The 16,906-nt window shown below is 41.9% G+C and carries 13 protein-coding genes and 1 tRNA gene; 3 read left to right on the top strand and 11 right to left on the bottom strand.

The genetic code is table 11. The features are described from left to right. Positions 1 to 11: 11 nt before the first annotated feature. Genes ACFOWS_RS03750 through ACFOWS_RS03740 form a run of 3 tightly spaced genes read right to left on the bottom strand, consistent with a single transcriptional unit; the run spans position 12 to position 3,188 of the window. A complete protein-coding gene (locus ACFOWS_RS03750) occupies positions 12 to 1,466 on the bottom strand; it encodes a DUF389 domain-containing protein (protein ID WP_366590878.1) in 1,455 nt (484 codons plus the stop codon). A gap of 3 nt (positions 1,467 to 1,469) precedes the next feature. Continuing rightward, the gene (locus ACFOWS_RS03745; protein WP_379762644.1) at positions 1,470 to 2,549 is read right to left on the bottom strand and encodes a mannose-1-phosphate guanylyltransferase; all 1,080 of its coding nucleotides are present in this window, start codon (positions 2,547 to 2,549) and stop codon (positions 1,470 to 1,472) included. A gap of 15 nt (positions 2,550 to 2,564) precedes the next feature. Next, positions 2,565 to 3,188, bottom strand: a complete 624-nt coding sequence (locus ACFOWS_RS03740) for a SprT-like domain-containing protein (protein ID WP_379762642.1) — start codon at positions 3,186 to 3,188, stop codon at positions 2,565 to 2,567. Positions 3,189 to 3,286: 98 nt separating this feature from the next. Here ACFOWS_RS03740 and ACFOWS_RS03735 point away from each other — a divergent pair, with 98 nt between their 5' ends. Continuing rightward, positions 3,287 to 5,677: an alpha-L-rhamnosidase-related protein gene (locus ACFOWS_RS03735; protein ID WP_379762641.1), complete on the top strand. Its 2,391-nt coding sequence runs from the start codon at positions 3,287 to 3,289 to the stop codon at positions 5,675 to 5,677. A 2-nt stretch (positions 5,678 to 5,679) separates the two neighbouring features. On the opposite strand, the gene ACFOWS_RS03730 is transcribed toward ACFOWS_RS03735, so the two are convergent. From ACFOWS_RS03730 to porV, 6 genes are all read right to left on the bottom strand, one after another. Beyond that, positions 5,680 to 6,363, bottom strand: a complete 684-nt coding sequence (locus ACFOWS_RS03730; protein WP_379762640.1) for an SDR family NAD(P)-dependent oxidoreductase — start codon at positions 6,361 to 6,363, stop codon at positions 5,680 to 5,682. A gap of 246 nt (positions 6,364 to 6,609) precedes the next feature. After that, positions 6,610 to 7,605: a M28 family metallopeptidase gene (locus ACFOWS_RS03725; RefSeq protein WP_379762639.1), complete on the bottom strand. Its 996-nt coding sequence runs from the start codon at positions 7,603 to 7,605 to the stop codon at positions 6,610 to 6,612. A gap of 106 nt (positions 7,606 to 7,711) precedes the next feature. Further along, positions 7,712 to 9,349, bottom strand: coding sequence for a pyruvate dehydrogenase complex dihydrolipoamide acetyltransferase (locus ACFOWS_RS03720; protein WP_379762638.1), 1,638 nt, complete (start codon positions 9,347 to 9,349; stop codon positions 7,712 to 7,714). Between the two features lie 4 nt (positions 9,350 to 9,353). Further along, positions 9,354 to 10,352, bottom strand: coding sequence for a pyruvate dehydrogenase (acetyl-transferring) E1 component subunit alpha (gene pdhA / locus ACFOWS_RS03715; RefSeq protein ID WP_379762637.1), 999 nt, complete (start codon positions 10,350 to 10,352; stop codon positions 9,354 to 9,356). Between the two features lie 81 nt (positions 10,353 to 10,433). Beyond that, on the bottom strand, positions 10,434 to 10,925 hold the full coding sequence (gene cdd, locus ACFOWS_RS03710) for a cytidine deaminase (RefSeq protein ID WP_379762636.1): 492 nt from the start codon (positions 10,923 to 10,925) through the stop codon (positions 10,434 to 10,436). Between the two features lie 76 nt (positions 10,926 to 11,001). After that, complete coding sequence (gene porV / locus ACFOWS_RS03705) at positions 11,002 to 12,147, bottom strand: type IX secretion system outer membrane channel protein PorV (RefSeq protein ID WP_379762635.1); 1,146 nt, start codon at positions 12,145 to 12,147, stop codon at positions 11,002 to 11,004. Positions 12,148 to 12,530: 383 nt separating this feature from the next. Here porV and gldJ point away from each other — a divergent pair, with 383 nt between their 5' ends. Then, entirely contained in the window at positions 12,531 to 14,186 is a 1,656-nt protein-coding gene (gene gldJ / locus ACFOWS_RS03700; protein WP_366590888.1) for a gliding motility lipoprotein GldJ, read from the top strand. Between the two features lie 63 nt (positions 14,187 to 14,249). Beyond that, entirely contained in the window at positions 14,250 to 15,524 is a 1,275-nt protein-coding gene (locus ACFOWS_RS03695) for a UDP-N-acetylmuramoyl-tripeptide--D-alanyl-D-alanine ligase (protein ID WP_379762634.1), read from the top strand. Positions 15,525 to 15,540: 16 nt separating this feature from the next. Here the strand turns inward: ACFOWS_RS03695 and ACFOWS_RS03690 are convergent. Both ACFOWS_RS03690 and ACFOWS_RS03685 read right to left on the bottom strand, forming a co-directional pair. Next, positions 15,541 to 15,615 (bottom strand) — tRNA-Val (locus tag ACFOWS_RS03690). A 239-nt stretch (positions 15,616 to 15,854) separates the two neighbouring features. Continuing rightward, positions 15,855 to 16,892, bottom strand: a complete 1,038-nt coding sequence (locus ACFOWS_RS03685; protein WP_379762633.1) for a hypothetical protein — start codon at positions 16,890 to 16,892, stop codon at positions 15,855 to 15,857. Positions 16,893 to 16,906 lie beyond the last annotated feature (14 nt).

Genomic DNA, 16,906 nt, shown 5'->3' with positions numbered 1-16,906 from the left:
AAACTACAAAATCACTCCACCTCTTTGATTACCAAAGTTGAATCCTGCAGCCTCAGTTTCAACCAACTTAACATCTTTTTGGCATCAGCCTGTTTTTGATTGTTGCCAACACCATTCTTCCATTTTATTTCAAAAACCGGAACGGTATCCAATTTATTAAAATCAGTTTGTATTTGATAGGAAAAGCCCAGGGCTGCTAAATTTTCATAATTGGCCTTCGCCTCTGCACTAATATCCCCGAAAGGAATTTGCCTTCCAGCATTCTTGGTCAAAGTCGCCAATTCTTCCTCTAAGAGTCGTATTTGTTCATCCTTATTCAAAAGTTCGGCCTTGTTCTTCTCATAAAGTTCACTTACATAGGTAAATTTTTCTTCCGAATCATCCTTACCTCCTTGGATAATGTGGAGTTCTGCATCCTTGAGCCTAGAATATTGATTCTTCTGGGTTCTCCATGTATTGATTACGTTTTCAGGAATAAGCTCATCGCCCATACAGACAATTTCAATAAGCGAAGTTCCATCATCGGTGTACTCAATCTTGGTTAAATTGTCCACATACCGCCCTGCTCCATCAAATTGATAAACTTCAATGGTATCCCTTAAAAATTCCTGTGCCTGCTTTTTAAACAATGATTCTTGAAAAACCTGATAAAACGTAAATCCAGCTGGAATCATCACCAAAATACCAGTAATTGACGCCAACCGTGCAATAAGTCTTCTTCGGTGCGAGTTGGCATACCGCACCATGGGAAATCGAAGGAACTTGATGACCAAGAATGTCGCCAATCCAATAAAAATGGTGTTGATGGTAAACAAATACATGGCTCCAGCTGCATACCATGGCTTGCCAATGGCCAACCCAAAACCAACGGTACACAAAGGTGGCATCAACGCGGTTGCAATGGCTACACCAAAAATAACACTGGCAATGGTTCCTTTTTTAGCCCTAGCAATAACTAAAGCGAGTCCACCAAAAAATGCAATCAATACATCTCGAATATCCGGTTTTGTGCGTGCCAACAGTTCAGAAGATTCATCACGAAGTGGGAAAAGATAGAAAAACAAAAAAGCAGTGATTACGCTCAAGACCACCATTACCGTAAAGTTTTTAAGTGATCGGCGTAAAGTGTCAATATCATTAATGGCCAAGGACATCCCCATACCCAAAATAGGGCCCATTAGCGGGGAAATTAACATGGCTCCAATCACAACAGCGGTTGAATTGGCATTGAGCCCAATGGACGCAATAAAAATGGAACAGACCAAAATCCAAGAGGTGTGCCCTTTAAAAGGAATATCCGCTATAATGGATTCCTTGGTGGCCGCGGCATCCGTATTGGTCCGAATTTCCAACAATTCGGACAAAAACTTGCGCATACTCCCCAAAAGACCTTTGAAATCCTTTTTTACATCGTCTCCACTATCATGGTTAGATGTACTCCCCCCACTTAATTGATTTTCACTCATATGTTATGCAAACTGATCGCCAAAATTCTCCTTGACCTGACCCAATACTTTTTTAATATCTTGTTGCTTGGATTTGGGGTAAATCAACAATACTTCTTCCTTGTCCACAATAATATAGTCCTCCAATCCGTCCACTACAACAATTTTCCCCTTTGGGGAACGGATCATATTGCCACTGGCATTTTCCAAAAGCACTTTACTGTTGACTACAGCATTGTTTGATTCGTCTTTGTCCAACTTATCATATAGCGCTCCCCAAGTGCCAAGGTCGTTCCAATCAAATGTGGCCGGTAAAGTATAAATGGATTTGGATTGTTCCAAGATAGCATAATCTATGGATATGTTTTCCGCCTTAGGGTAATTTTCTTGAATAAATGCATTTTCCTCATTTGTGTTGTAGCAAGAGATTCCTTTTCCAAACAAATCATACTGGCTCGGTTGATACTTTTTAAAGGCATCCACTATCGTCTTTACACTCCACATAAATATCCCTGCATTCCAAAGAAAGTTTCCTTGGGCCAAAAACTCTTTTGCGGTTTCATAATCTGGTTTTTCCCTAAACTGGGACACTTTTTTTAGTTTATGATCACTTCCTTTTTCAAATTCAATGTAACCAAACCCTGTGTTGGGAAAAGTGGGCTGAATTCCAAGGGTGCACAATGCCTCCTCTTTTTCACATTTATCAAAACAAGCAACGACGTCTTTTTCAAAAGCCTCTTCATCCTCAATCCAATGGTCGCTAGGCGCGACAATCATTACCGCGTTTGGGTTCATTTTTTGAATTTTCAATGATGCATACAGAATACAGGGGGCTGTGTTGCGCATAGCGGGCTCCAAAACCACCTGTTCAGGCTTTACTTTAGGTAATTGTTCCAGTACCAAATCGTTATATCGCTCATTGGTCAAAATAAGAATATTCTCTGTTGGAATAAACCTGTTCAACCGATCAAAAGTTTTCTGAATAAGGGTTTTACCACTCCCCAGCATATCGTGAAACTGTTTGGGGTTATCGGTAGTGCTCACAGGCCAAAATCGGGAACCGACTCCTCCGGCCATCAAAACTGCGTAATAATTCTTGTTCATGACATTCGTTTTCGTTTAGAACGGTGGTTCAATGAGTTTGTCGCTTACCTGTTCCACTTCAGCATTTGGTTGGAACAAATATAATCTGCCCGTTGACAATTCCACACATTCGTATCGTTTTACCTTTTTCTTCCCTTTTTTGAACAGCTTGCCGTTGTATAACCTAAACGTACTTCCTTCAGGCAACTCATAGACATAACTTTGTGTTCGTTCTTCAACATCAAAAGTTTTCAGCGCTATCGACAATCTAGCATCCGTACTACTACTGGCCTTGGGGTTTTTAAAATGATTCGCAATAATGGGCAATAATTGCGATGGAAAAACCTCCGGCCTTATAAAAGGAACCATTAAGTGTTGAAAGGTACGCTTCCATTCCATACCGTGGGGTTTTATTCGGCGACCATACCGTTCAAATGCGACCAGATGCGCTATTTCGTGGACGAGTGTAATCAAGAATCGGTATTTGTTGAGCGAAGCGTTCACAGTAATTTGATGCATTCCGTTGGGCAATCTCCGATAATCACCATGCCTGGTAACCCTGTGGTTTACAATCTTTAAATGAACGCCATGAGCTTGTATCAACTCAAAGCATGGGGTCACGGCGCGTTCTGGTAGATATTTTTGTAAGGTGCTGTTCAATTCAAAGTTGTTCTTCTGAATACGAAGTTACATGGTAGAAATCAATCTCATAGGAATCCAGAAAATTTATCTGTGTATTTTTATCAAAATTTGTCTTTATGAAATGGTCCATTTATAAAATAACCCTGTTGGGAGTTCTTTTCTGGAACTGTGCAGAGATTGAAAAGCCCACTACGTTTTCCAACCTGCTGGAAAACAGCACCCACATCAATGGAAAAACCGAATATTTGTCATCCCCATTTGTATCCGCGGGAAACAGGGTATATATCGTTGGGCATCAAGATGGCTCATTTCCTGAGATTGGATGGCACATAAAAGGGGAAATGGGCGGTATTTGGAATCATCCCATTAAATTGATGGATGGATTTGAAATTGAACTTCATTGGGGTGATGAATCCTTCATGCTGAACAAAGCCGATACGTTCACCAACTATCCGTTTGCCAATAGGCATCAGTTTTCGCTTCCTTCAAAAAATCTTGTGGTGAAACGCTGGCAATTCGTTCCCGATGATACGGAAGGACTTTTGGTTCAGGTTGAGTTGACCAACAACGCTTCAAAAGCTACCACATTTGATTTAATCTTTACCGGCCATTCGGATTTGCGGCCTACGTGGTTGGGAGAGCGCACCAATATGAACGACACTCAAGATGAAGCTGTTTTTGAGGAAGCTATTCAGGGATGGATTACAAAAGACCGGGGTAATCCTTGGTTTGTTTGTTATGCCGGTGATACTGCTCCCAATCAAAAATCTGAAGCAAAAAACACCTACCAAGGCTTAGGAGCTTCCAATCAGTTGACCTATTCCATGGCGATTGAACCCAATGAGACCAAAACCATCAATTTTATCATTTCAGGGTCGTATACCTCAAAAGAGCATGCCATTTCTACGTTCAACAACATAAAGTCGGCTTGGCCTAATCTGTTGGAAGACAAAAAGCAACGGTATCAACAATTGGCCCATCAAACCCAATTGACCATCCCAGACAAAAAAATGCAACAGGCTTTTGAATGGTTAAAATACAACTGCGATTGGTTGGTGCGTACCGTTCCTGAAATCGGCTCAGGCATCACCGCAGGCATTCCAGATTATCCTTGGTGGTTTGGGGTGGACAGTGAGTATGCGCTTCAAGGGTATATGGCCATAGGACAAACTGAGGCCGTCTACAACACCATAGCCTTGCTGGACAGTGTGTCGAACAGGGTGAATGGCAATGGAAAAATCATCCATGAAATGTCCACGAACGGGGCTGTTTTCAATAAAGGAAATATCAATGAAACGCCTCAATTTGCTTCATTGATTTGGAGCATTTACCAATGGAACGGCAACCTGTCTTTTCTGGAAAAATACTTCCCTACCATAGAAAAAGGCCTTTCATGGTTGATGGAAGAAAATGATCTGGACGGCAATGGGTTCCCTGAAGGTTTTGGTATGATGGAAATTCATGGATTGGACAGTGAAATGATCGATGTAGCCGCCTATTCCCAAAAAGCTTTTGCCGATGCTTCGAAAATGGCGACGGAATTGGGTAAAGATTCACTAGCGGCAGAATATCAAGAGATTGCAGACCAACTCAAGCAAAAAATCAATACTGAGTTTTGGTCAGAAAATTTCAATTCCTACGCAGATTTTATTGGAACAGATGCCCAGGCCCTGCATCTTATCGAGGATGCCATTGTTCGGGCAGACACCTTGAACAAACCTTGGGCCATTGAAGAGCTGGAAGCCACAAGAAAATACATTAAAACCCATCCTTCCAACAAACCAAGACCCTTTGTGATGCACCACAATTGGGTGGTGAACACTCCCATGGAAATGGGAATTGCCGATACAACAAAAGCCTTGAAAGCCTTGAAAACGGCTGAACAATTTGTAAACCCCTTCGGGGTTTTTGTTACAGGAATTGACCGTGACCAATCTGCAGGCTCCGATGATGGTTCATTTAAAGGGTCTAAAATTTTCTCCTATACGGGAGCTGTAATGACCTTGCCCACGGGGGTCCAGGCACGAGCTGAGAACAATTATGGTAGACCGGATGAGGCCCTCAATTATTTAGAACGGATGACGCGCACCTTTAGCTACGCGTTGCCGGGTAGTATGTATGAGGTTTCCCCAGATTATGGAATGATTACCCAAGCTTGGAACATTTATAGCTACGCCTACCCTATTATCCATCAATTTTTTGGCATACAACCCCGCGCTGCACAAAAACAAGTATTGATTTCGCCATTAATGCCCGATACGTGGGATGAGTGCTCTTTGGAAAATGTAATCCTTGGCGATGGCGCCAATGAAATATCTATGTTTTATTCCAAAAAAGATGGAAAGACCACCATCAGAATTGAGCAGACCAATGCTGAGTGGAAAATGAAATTGAAGATTCCAAAAAGTCAGTTGAACCAATTGCAAATCTTGGAAGGAACGCAATCTGCTTTAGAAAATGAAGTTTGGATTGAATCTGATGGGGCGAAGGTTGAAGTTTCGTATTAAAACTACGGTGTACTATTGCTCACTTGCAACAATTTTCCATTATAGAGTTTTTGCCCTGTCAAAGCAAAATCTTTGATATAGGTGGCCATTTCCAAAGCAGTTACTGGCGCTTGGTAACCCGGAAAAGCTTCTTCCAGCATTTCAGTCTGTACGGCACCCAAGGCCAACACATTAAAACTGGGTCCGGTTTCCTTGTGTTCCTCGGCCAAAAGTTCGGTCAGCGTGATTACTGCCCCTTTACTGGAACTGTAGGCGGACAATCCCGGAAACTTCATACTGCCCTGCACCCCACCCATAGAGCTAATAGTAACCACGTGGCCTCCTTGGCCCATCTTGGGCAGCACAGTTTTGGTCAATTCAGCCACACCAAAGACATTTACTTTGTAAACCGCTTCAAATTCGGTTGCTGTTGTTTCCGAAAAAGGTTTATTGAGCAGACTTCCTGCATTGTTGATGAGCACATCCACAATGTGCCATTGCTCCTGCTCCAAAAAATCGGTTACCTTTTTAAAATCCGTTGGGCTGGCCAAATCAAACGAATGGGAATGCACATTGGGTAATTTTAAGTTGGCAATTGGATGGGCATTTCTGGATAAGGCGAGCACATTATGCCCTTCTTGAGCAAAAAGTTGTACCAACTCAAATCCTATTCCTCTGCTTGTTCCAGTAATAATAATGTTTGCCATTTTAAATTTTAATTTGTCATTCCCGCGCCCGCCTGCGGCAGGCAGGAAGGCGGGAATCCATACACCCCTAAAGTCCACTCAAAGGGATATTTTCTTGTATTTCAATCTTATTTCACGTGATACGAATTTCACCAATAGCTATGAAAATGCTAACAATAAGAGCTCTACTATCTCACTATTCATACCATATTGCACTAAAAAGATTTCTCACCCTTTAAACAAAGGGATTCGAAATGACAGAAATACTTACTTAAGTTGAATTTCATTCTCAGGGCCATTGGCTATGCCCTCTATAACGGGCAATACTTTATTCACCAGGGTAGCCATATGCTCAAAATCCATTACATCTATCTCATCCCCTACTTTATGGTAGAAGGCAAAATTGGTGAAATCAAATGTGCACAAGGTGTGCGATGGCACTCCAAATTCCTTGTGAAAAGGGTAGTTATCCGAACGTTGAAAAAGATTAAATTCTTTAGCTGTAGGCAAAAACCCCACTAAATTTTCACCAGCATATCTATTGCTGATTTCGGCTAAATTGGAACGTTCATACCCAGTAATGTACACTACATAATCCTTTTTATTCAATGGAACGCCCGTCATTTCAAAATTGAGCATGGTATACAGGTTCAAATCTTGCTCTTTTAATTTTTTGGCCAAATGTTCCGATCCCAACAATCCTTTTTCCTCTGCGCTAAATAGGGCAAAAATCAAGCTACGCTTATTGGTCTTTTGCGTGCCAAAATACCGTGCTATTTCCATGACCGAGGTAGTTCCAGAGGCGTTGTCGTTGGCTCCGTTGGCAATGTAGTCCCCATTTTCAGGAGCAATGGTGCCAATATGATCATAATGCGCTCCTATTAAAATATACTCATCCTTTAAAGCAGGGTCGTTTCCTTCCACAATTCCAACGATGTTATAGGAAGTCTTTTTATAGTTGGAAAGCGTGTCGCGATACGATTCAAAATAGGGATTTACCCCGTACGATTTAAAATGATTTTCGATGTATTGTGCGGCCATTTCAATGCCTTCACTCCCAGAATCACGTCCTTTTAATTCATCTGAGGCTAGATAATTCATGATTTCAGCAATTCGTTCCGAGTTGGTAAAGGAGTCTTCATCACTCTTTGCTGTATTATTCGTTACCTTCTGCTCTCCACTTTGCGAAGGAGTTTGAACCATTTTTGACGAACCACAGTTCATCATTACCATCAAACTAAAAGTATATGCAAGTATTTTCATGTTTTTCGTTTTTTGACTTTTCTAAAGATAAAAAAAGCATCCTAAAAGGATGCTTCTAATTCATAAGGTGTCTACCGTCCCTTGAGCGGAGTCGAAAGGGACAATACTATGCCAACATGGTCACTGGGTTTTCCAAATAGGCCCTTAAGGTCTGTAGAAATTGTGCGCCAGTGGCACCATCCACGGTTCTGTGATCACATGCCAAGGTTACTTTCATGGTATTTCCAACCACAATCTGTCCATCCTTGACCACCGGTTTTTCTACAATGGCCCCAACGGATAGAATAGCCGAGTTGGGCTGGTTGATAATTGAGGTAAACTCTTGGATTCCGAACATTCCCAAATTGGAAACGGTAAAGGTGCTACCTTCCATTTCGTCGGGTTTTATTTTCTTGCCTCGCGCCCTGCCCGCCAAATCTTTAACGGCTGAACCAATTTGTGTTAGACTAAGCTGATCGGCAAACTTGATTACGGGAACTACAAGTCCCTCATCTACTGCAACGGCCACACCCATATGCACATGGTGCTTATAGACCGTAGTGTCACCATTCCAAGAGGTGTTCACCTGAGGATGTTTTTTAAGGGCCATGGCACAGGCCTTCAATACCATATCATTGAACGATACTTTGGTATCGGGTAAATTATTGATTTGTAATCTAGAAGCCATTGCATTGCTCATATCCACCTCAATAGTAAGGTAGTAGTGCGGCGCTGTGAATTTAGACTCACCCAAACGCTTAGCAATGACTTTACGCATGGTAGAGTTTTTCACTTCTTCCACACTCTCTTCACCAACCGGCAAGCTTATCGGAGCTACAGGAGCTGAGACATCTGCAGTTTTTTCAGCAGTAGGCGCAGTAGTTTGTGAAGGTTGATAATTTTCAACATCACGCTTTACAATTCTTCCATTATCGCCTGAACCTTTTACATTTGACAGGTTGATGCCTTTTTCCTCTGCAATCTTTTTGGCCAAGGGTGAAGCAAAAATGCGACTTCCATCTTGGGTTGCCGTAGTTTCTGTTTTAGGTGCTTCTTCCTTTTTGGATTCTTTGGCAGGTTCAGCGTCTTCTTTTGGTTTACTGGAAGAGGAGCCTCCACCGGCTTGCGCTTTTAAAACGGCATCAACATCGGTTCCTTCTGGACCTATCACAGCCAAAAGTGAATCAACCGGAGCACCTTCGCCTTCTTGAATTCCAATATGCAATAAAGTTCCTGAGTAAAAGGACTCAAATTCCATAGTGGCCTTATCCGTTTCGATCTCGGCCAAAATATCACCTTCTTCAACCGTATCCCCAACTTTTTTCAACCAACTGGCCACGGTTCCTTCTTCCATGGTGTCGCTCAAACGGGGCATGGTGATAATTTCAACGCCTTCGGGAATATCAGCAGGTTCACTGCTTGATTCAGAAGCAGAACTTTCTTCGGCTTTAGTCTCAGCATCCTCGGTAGTTTCTTCTTTGGACTCGGTTGTACCGCTTCCATTAAGCAAAGCGGAGATATCTTCTCCTTCTTCACCGATAATGGCCAAAAGTGAATCAACGGGAGCTCCATCACCTTCTTCTATTCCGATATGAAGCAGGGTTCCCTCATGAAATGATTCAAACTCCATGGTGGCCTTATCCGTTTCGATTTCGGCCAAAATATCGCCCTCTTCCACTTTATCGCCTACTTTTTTGAGCCATTTTGCCACGGTACCTTCTTCCATGGTATCGCTCAATCTGGGCATGTTGATTACTTCTGCCATCTACTTATAATTTATGTTGTAAAAATGGATAGTCTTCTTGTTCGTACACGGTATCGTACAATTGTTCAATTGGTGGAAAATCGGATTCTTCTGCAAATTTCTCGCATTCGCTTACCAAATCTTTCACCCTCTTATCAATTTTCTTAATGTCTTCTTCAGAAGCATATCCCTTTTCAAGAATAATATCTTTTACCTGGGTTATGGGATCAATCTTTTTGTATTCCTCAACTTCTTCCTTGGTTCGGTAATGCTGCGCATCACTCATGGAATGCCCTCTATAGCGATAGGTCTTCATTTCCAAGAAGGTTGGCCCTCCACCTGTTCTGGCACGTTCAATGGCCTTGTCCATTTCTTTGGCCACAATGGCTGGATCCATGCCATCAACTGGTCCACAGGGCATTTCATAGCCCAATCCCAATTTCCAAATGTCTGTGGAGTGTGCCGTACGAGCCACTGAAGTCCCCATGGCGTAGCCATTATTTTCACAAATGAACACCACAGGCAATTGCCACAACATGGCCAAATTGAAGGTTTCGTGCAGTGATCCCTGTCTCACCGCACCATCACCCATATAACAAAGCGTTACTGAATCTCTTTTGAAGTATTTATCGGCAAAGGCCAATCCTGCACCTAATGGAATTTGACCCCCCACAATTCCATGGCCACCATAGAAGCGGTGTTCCTTGGAAAAAATGTGCATGGAGCCCCCCATACCTTTAGAAGTACCTGTGACCTTGCCAAAAAGTTCGGCCATCACACGTTTTGGGTCAACACCCATACCAATAGGCTGAACATGGTTTCGGTAAGCGGTTATCATACGATCCTTGGTAAGGTCCATGGCATGCAACGCACCTGCCAGAACAGCTTCCTGTCCATTGTACAAATGGAGGAAGCCTCTCACTTTTTGTTGAATATATACAGCGGCCAATTTGTCCTCGAACTTTCTCCAGAACAACATGTCCTCATACCATTTTAGGTAAACTTCTTTAGTGATTTTTTTCATCAACGATACTATTAGTGTGAAATTCCCCTGTGATGGGGAGAGCAAAAATACATATATATCTCTTTTGGAAAAAGAATTGGTTTAAGAATCCCCCAAAAATGAACTGTTGAAAGCCAGAGGTAAAATGTCTGCCATGGAATTGCATTTGTATATGGGCCCTTTTTCAGCCTTGAGTATGATGCTTATGGGCGATTTTTGATTTTGCTCATACTCCATAATGGACTGTCTGCAATTACCGCAAGGTGCGGCAGGTTCATCAACCACATGGTCTCTGGAAAACACGCTTATAACCAAGATTTTAATGGCCACTCCCGGAAATCTAGCCCCTGCCTGAAACACGGCTACACGCTCTGCGCAAAGGCCTGAGGGGTATGAAGCATTCTCTTGATTACTCCCAATGACAATCTCCCCATTTTCCAACAAAAGTGCGGCACCAACGTTAAAGCGGGAATAGGGCGCATATGCATTTTCACGGGCTTGCTCAGCAGCTTGTAACAATTTTTGTTCACTTTGTGAAAGCTCTCCTGCATTTTCAAAAATGGAAAGCTCAAAACTAATCTGCTTTTTTTCCATATCAGCTTGGTCTTTACCAAAAATAAGAAAAGCCTGTCCGCGGACAGGCTTTTCACAATACTATTTTGTGGATGTTCTAATCGTTGTAAAATTCCTCACCAAAATTAAAGGTAAGTGAAAAACGCAATGTATTCTCCAATGGGTTCTTTACTTGTGAAGTTGAGAACAGGTAGGAAAGATCTATCTGTGCGGACTTAAACTTAAAACCTGCTCCTAGGGTAAAGAATTTTCTGGAACCTTTATCCTGGTTTTCATTAAAGTATCCGCTCCTAAGCATAAAGGCTTCCCTAAATCGATACTCGGCCCCAAGCGCCCATGTAATTTCCTTTAATTCTTCACTGAACCCGTCGGGCGCATCTCCAAAAGATTCAAAAATACCTTTAAAGAAGCTAATGTTCTGGTATTGGTCATTATCTTCTGGGCCAATTACCCCATCACCATCAAAATCCCTTGGGGTGGGTACCAACAACTTGTTGAACTCGGTGTTCAGTGCCAAAATATTGTCTTGGTCGAAAATAAAATCAAATCCTCCACCAAATTTCAAGTTGGTCGGTAAAAAGTTTTCTTGACCTCCTTCATCATATTGAAGGGAGCCTCCAATATTGGAAATATTAAAACCGGCTCTCCAGCGGCCATCATAATTATTGTATGCAATCTCCCTGGAACGGAAAAATCCAGCAATATCTACGGCAAAAGCGTTGGCAGCTTGGGAATCTTGTGTTCCATCCTGAAATCTTAAATTGGAACTGATAAATCGTCCTGCAACGGCCATGGAAAAACTCTGGCTCAATTTCAAGGAGTAGGACCCATCAATTGCAAATTCATTTGGCTTTACCAAGGTGGCATCCTCATCTATGGTCTGGCGTAATTCTATTTCACCCAAACCAAAATAGCGAAGACCAAATGCAAAAGCACTTCGATCATTAAGCTTGTTATAAAAATTGGCGTTCAAAAGAGAAACATCGTTGACAATGGTTTCCAAATAAGGCGTATAACTGGCGCCTACACCCATTTTTTGGGTAGCAAAAGCATATTTTGCCGGGTTCCACTGTTGCGAATACGCGTCAAAAGAAGTAGCCACACCCATATCCCCCATACCCGACGCCCTAGCATCCGCCGCAATGGTCAAAAAAGGAACAGCTGTAGTAATTACTCTTTCTTGCTGAGCGCTTAACCGAGGGGCTACGGCCAGAAGCACTACCAATATCAGTAACTTTTTCATTTTAAGTTTTTAGCGTTTAGTAAAGTTCTAGGTCCAAAAACAGTCTTAGACGTTTACATGTTAACGGACTTTTGTGCAAATTCTTGTAATAAGGTGTACTTTTTTTAACGAATGTAATATAATGTATTGGGTTCGAGTTTTTGACAACTCCTTATTTGCATCCCTAAAACCGTTAAATCAAGCTCAGTCCATACTAATTTAAAACCAGATGCGTTACAGAAGTGTGGCAATTGTTGAAAATACAATGTTACAATTATTTCATGAGCACAAAATATAATGGCCAAAACATCGTTTTAATGCCATTGAAGGATTTAAAAAATCAAAACAAATTGAAGTTACTGAGGGCATAACGCCCTGAGTTTTAAAGTACTCAAGCCCAAATTATGAAAAAGCACTTTATCAAAGTTGTACTTTCTTGCGCCATTGTAGTGGGAAGTTTTTCAAGTTGTAAAAACTCCTCATCCTCCTCAAAAAACGTCTCTAGAGCCACGGGATGGAAAATTAATGCAAAAGAGGGTGGATTTCAATACAATTCAGATTTCAAAGAGCAAGAAACACCTCCAGGAACCGTATTTGTTGAAGGTGGAACCTTTACAAAAGGAAAGGTTCAGGACGATGTAATGCACGATTGGAACAACACACCTACTCAGCAGCACGTACAATCGTTCTACATGGATGAGACCGAGGTGACCAATGTTATGTACCTAGAGTACTTGGATTACCTAAAAGAAGTCTATCCACCTGAAAACCCAAACTATGCCAATATTTACAAAGGCGCATTGCCCGATACCTTGGTATGGAGAAACCGATTGGGCTTTAACGAGACCATGACCAACAACTACCTAAGACACCCCGCCTATGCAGAATATCCCGTAGTCGGTGTTAATTGGGTGCAGGCCACGCAGTATGCGGAATGGAGAACTGACAGGGTAAACGAATTGATGTTGGAAAGAGAAGGCTTTCTAGCCGACGACACCAAATACAAAGTCATGAATGGTGAGGTTGCCGGTACCTTTAGTACTGAGGCCTACCTAAATAATCCAGAATCAGTATACGGTGGTGAAATTGATTCACTACAGGGAAAGCAAAAACGTGATTCCATCAATGCTTTTGCCAAAAGAAGCAGTGGCGTTATTATGCCAGAATACAGACTTCCCACCGAAACAGAATGGGAGTATGCTGCAGAAGCACTTGTTGGATCTAGGGAATATAATAACTACAGAGGTAGAAAAAAATATCCTTGGGAAGGTGATTACACCCGTAACGGACAACGCGTAGGTCGTGGTGACCAGTTGGCCAACTTTAAACAAGGTAAAGGAGATTACGGCGGAATCGCTGGATGGTCTGATGATGGTGCCGATATCACCGCTCAGGTGAAATCTTACAAGCCCAACGATTTTGGTCTATATGACATGGCCGGAAACGTAAGCGAGTGGGTAGCGGATGTATACCGACCTATTGTAGATGATGAAATCAGTGATTTCAACTACTACCGTGGAAACGTTTTCATGAAAAAAGCCATTGGCGAAGATGGTAAAGTTGAAATATTGGAAGACAAAATTGTCTACGATACATTGCCAAACGGAAAAATTGTTGCCATGAACCTTCCTGGTGAAATTAAAGAAGTTCCCGTAGGCGAAGAAGAAACGTATCTAAGAACCAATTTTGACAAGAGTGACAACCGAGGCTATAGAGATGGAGACCCAGGTTCTTCAAGATTCTTTAGCAGATTCAGTGATGAGGAGGACAACAGAAAAATGTACGATTCTCCCCAGTTTGAAGCTGAGCGTGACTCCACAGGACAACTTGTGAGAAAGTATGACACTTCTAATTACAGAACCTCTTTGATCAATGATGAAGTTCGTGTGTACAAAGGTGGATCTTGGAGAGACAGAGCCTATTGGTTAGATCCTGCACAGCGTAGATATCTACCACAATATATGGCTACGGATGACATTGGATTTAGATGTGCCATGTCTAGGGTTGGATCAAAATCCAAAACCAAGAACAAGACCGTGCGACATAAAAAAGCAAGATAATTTCAGCGTATAAATTCTTAAAAGCCCCGTCATTTGGTCGGGGCTTTTTTTTATCTTCGATTTATGACAATGGAACAGCTTCATGCGCTCTTTTTAGAGCACCCTACCATCTCTACGGATACACGTAAAATAACGGATAACTGCCTCTTTTTTGCTTTAAAAGGCCCCAATTTCAATGGCAACGAATTTGCAAATGATGCCCTGGAAAAAGGCGCGGCCTATGCCATAATTGATGAAGATGAACATAAAACCTCGGAGAGGCATATACTTTGTAACGATGTGTTGCAAACCCTGCAACAACTGTCCACCTACCACAGAAAAAATTCCAATGCAAAGGTCATTTCGCTGACCGGAAGTAATGGAAAAACCACCACCAAGGAGTTGATCAATGCCGTACTCTCCAAAAAATACAAGACCATGGCCACCAAAGGCAACCTGAACAATCACATCGGGGTGCCATTGACCTTGCTTTCCATAGAAAAGGATACCGAGATTGCCATTGTTGAAATGGGAGCCAATCATAAAAAGGAAATCGAGTTTTTGTCCAATATTGCCCAGCCTGATTTTGGTTACATCACCAACTTTGGAAAGGCCCATTTGGAAGGTTTTGGAGGCGTGGAAGGCGTCATTCAAGGGAAAAGTGAATTGTACGACCACCTTATGGCCCATGACAAGCATATCTTTATGAATGCCGACGACCCCATTCAGTTGGAAAAATTGGGTGCGTACATTAAAAAAATAGGATTCAGCACAAAAGACTCTCAATATTACAACATCAAATTTTTGGAAGCCAATCCGTATGTGGTGCTAGAGGTGGAAGGAATGCGCATGGAAACCCAACTTATTGGCAAGTACAATTTTTTCAATTGCTGTGCGGCTATTTTAATGGGCAAATATTTTAATGTGCCTTTGGAAGATATCAAAACGGCTCTGGCATCCTACCAACCCCAGAACAACCGTTCTCAACTCATCGAGAAAAACGGACTAAACATCATTCTCGACGCCTATAATGCCAACCCCACCAGCATGCGTGCCGCATTGGAAAATTTCAGTGCCATGCAGGCTGAAAATAAAACGCTCATTATTGGTGATATGTTTGAATTGGGGCCAACCGCTGCCGAAGAACACCAAGCTATTGCCGATTTGGCGAAAGAACTTAGTTTCAATGCTGTTTTTTTGGTGGGCGAGAACTTTTTTGGCACAAAGACTAGACTCAAAAAGTTTCACTCCTTTGATGCTCTAAAAGAACATATCCGAAAAAATCCATTGGAAAAGGGAATGGTGTTGATCAAGGGAAGTCGCGGAATGGCCTTGGAACGGGTGTTGGATATTTTATAAAAATCCAAAAAAGAAGTGGGATATACTGGATTCGAACCAGTGACCTCTGCCCTGTCAAGGCAGCGCTCTAAACCAACTGAGCTAATATCCCATTAAAAAGCGGTGCAATATCGGAAATTTGTCACCAATCTCCATACTCTGCCGAATTCTTTTTGAGCCTCAAGCAGAATTATGCGTGACATTATATTCTTTTTTTATTTTGCGCTTTACAGGGGCAACTATGCAAATTATTGTTCCTAAATGAAAAAGCCACCCTTTATGGATGGCTTTAGTATGTTTATTTAATAGTCAGTCTTGGTTCCAAAGACTGAACTTCGTCTTTACCAACTCCTATTTCTGTAGTGTAAGGAAGTTTGGTATAAATCCGCCAGAATTAATTTGTATATCAATCTTACCTATACAGGTAAACACTAATCCGGTTACACCATCATATGTGCCAGGTCCAAAGGTATTAAAGTGAATATTGGCCGGATTGTCTTCATCATCTACACCTCCATAGGAAACCATACTGTTTGTAGTGTCTATGGTCAAAATTAAATCATCGGCACCATCAAGTGGTACGGCTCCTCCTAGAATTGTAATTTGATTTGCCTCCGGTCCTGCCACCACCGTTCTAGTATCTCCTTGAGGGCCAAAAAAGGCATCAAACTCATGATAAACTACATTATACACTCCTGGCAGAGAAGCCATATCCACATTAGGACATAAAATGATAAATCCAAATTCATAGGCTTGTCGGTAACCTGCCTCATCAAGGAAATCATCTGACATGTTTTGTCCACCAACCAAAAAAGTATCTCCCTCGGCTGTGGTATATATGTTATCATTTGGGCCAACGGTAACTAAATCTTCATCTTCATCCAAGTATGTTCCGTCAAGTTGAGGGAAAACCTCAAGGAAATCCAATCTATCGGCTCCTCCATACTTTACACCAGTAACCGTAGTAACTTCAGCCGTAAAGAAAAAACTATCACCAAAACTAATTTCATCAACGGTGACACCAACCAGACTTGCCAGCTCGTCAGCGGTAAATGAAAATGTTGATGGAAAGGTGGTAACGACAGAGACAGGCAACGTATCCGTTCTAACCCCGCTTAAATCCGCATAAATCTTTAAGTCGTATGAAGCTGCGGTTCCATTGGCATCCTCAATTTCAAAAGAGTAGCTTAAATCAGAAATCTCAGATACACCTATTTCCGTTGGTGGGTTTTGGTCTGCAAATCTTACAAAACCCCCTGTAACCAGAAAGTCGTCGAGGTTATTTTTGTCCTCATCCTCGCAAGAGGTTAAAGAAGTTGCTGTAACTATCAGTATGGCCAATGTAAGAGCCATCATCATATTTGAATATATCTTATTTAGAATTTTCATTTTTATCTCTTTTA

It is taken from the genome of Flagellimonas marina (assembly GCF_042651185.1).
Taxonomy (GTDB): Bacteria; Bacteroidota; Bacteroidia; order Flavobacteriales; family Flavobacteriaceae; genus Flagellimonas; species Flagellimonas marina.
The sequence above is the reverse complement of the archived record's forward strand: the minus strand, read 5'-3'. Positions and strand labels throughout refer to the sequence as shown.

Bases quoted from the DNA above. Each gene is read 5' to 3' on its own strand.
- ACFOWS_RS03745 (WP_379762644.1), bottom strand. From the start codon at position 2,549: ATGAACAAGAATTATTACGCAGTTTTGATGGCCGGAGGAGTCGGTTCC.
- ACFOWS_RS03720 (WP_379762638.1), bottom strand. From the start codon at position 9,349: ATGGCAGAAGTAATCAACATGCCCAGATTGAGCGATACCATGGAAGAA.
- ACFOWS_RS03725 (WP_379762639.1), bottom strand. From the start codon at position 7,605: ATGAAAATACTTGCATATACTTTTAGTTTGATGGTAATGATGAACTGT.
- porV (WP_379762635.1), bottom strand. From the start codon at position 12,147: ATGAAAAAGTTACTGATATTGGTAGTGCTTCTGGCCGTAGCCCCTCGG.
- cdd (WP_379762636.1), bottom strand. From the start codon at position 10,925: ATGGAAAAAAAGCAGATTAGTTTTGAGCTTTCCATTTTTGAAAATGCA.
- ACFOWS_RS03730 (WP_379762640.1), bottom strand. From the start codon at position 6,363: ATGGCAAACATTATTATTACTGGAACAAGCAGAGGAATAGGATTTGAG.
- ACFOWS_RS03695 (WP_379762634.1), top strand. From the start codon at position 14,250: ATGACAATGGAACAGCTTCATGCGCTCTTTTTAGAGCACCCTACCATC.
- ACFOWS_RS03685 (WP_379762633.1), bottom strand. From the start codon at position 16,892: ATGAAAATTCTAAATAAGATATATTCAAATATGATGATGGCTCTTACA.
- gldJ (WP_366590888.1), top strand. From the start codon at position 12,531: ATGAAAAAGCACTTTATCAAAGTTGTACTTTCTTGCGCCATTGTAGTG.
- ACFOWS_RS03750 (WP_366590878.1), bottom strand. From the start codon at position 1,466: ATGAGTGAAAATCAATTAAGTGGGGGGAGTACATCTAACCATGATAGT.
- ACFOWS_RS03735 (WP_379762641.1), top strand. From the start codon at position 3,287: ATGAAATGGTCCATTTATAAAATAACCCTGTTGGGAGTTCTTTTCTGG.
- pdhA (WP_379762637.1), bottom strand. From the start codon at position 10,352: ATGAAAAAAATCACTAAAGAAGTTTACCTAAAATGGTATGAGGACATG.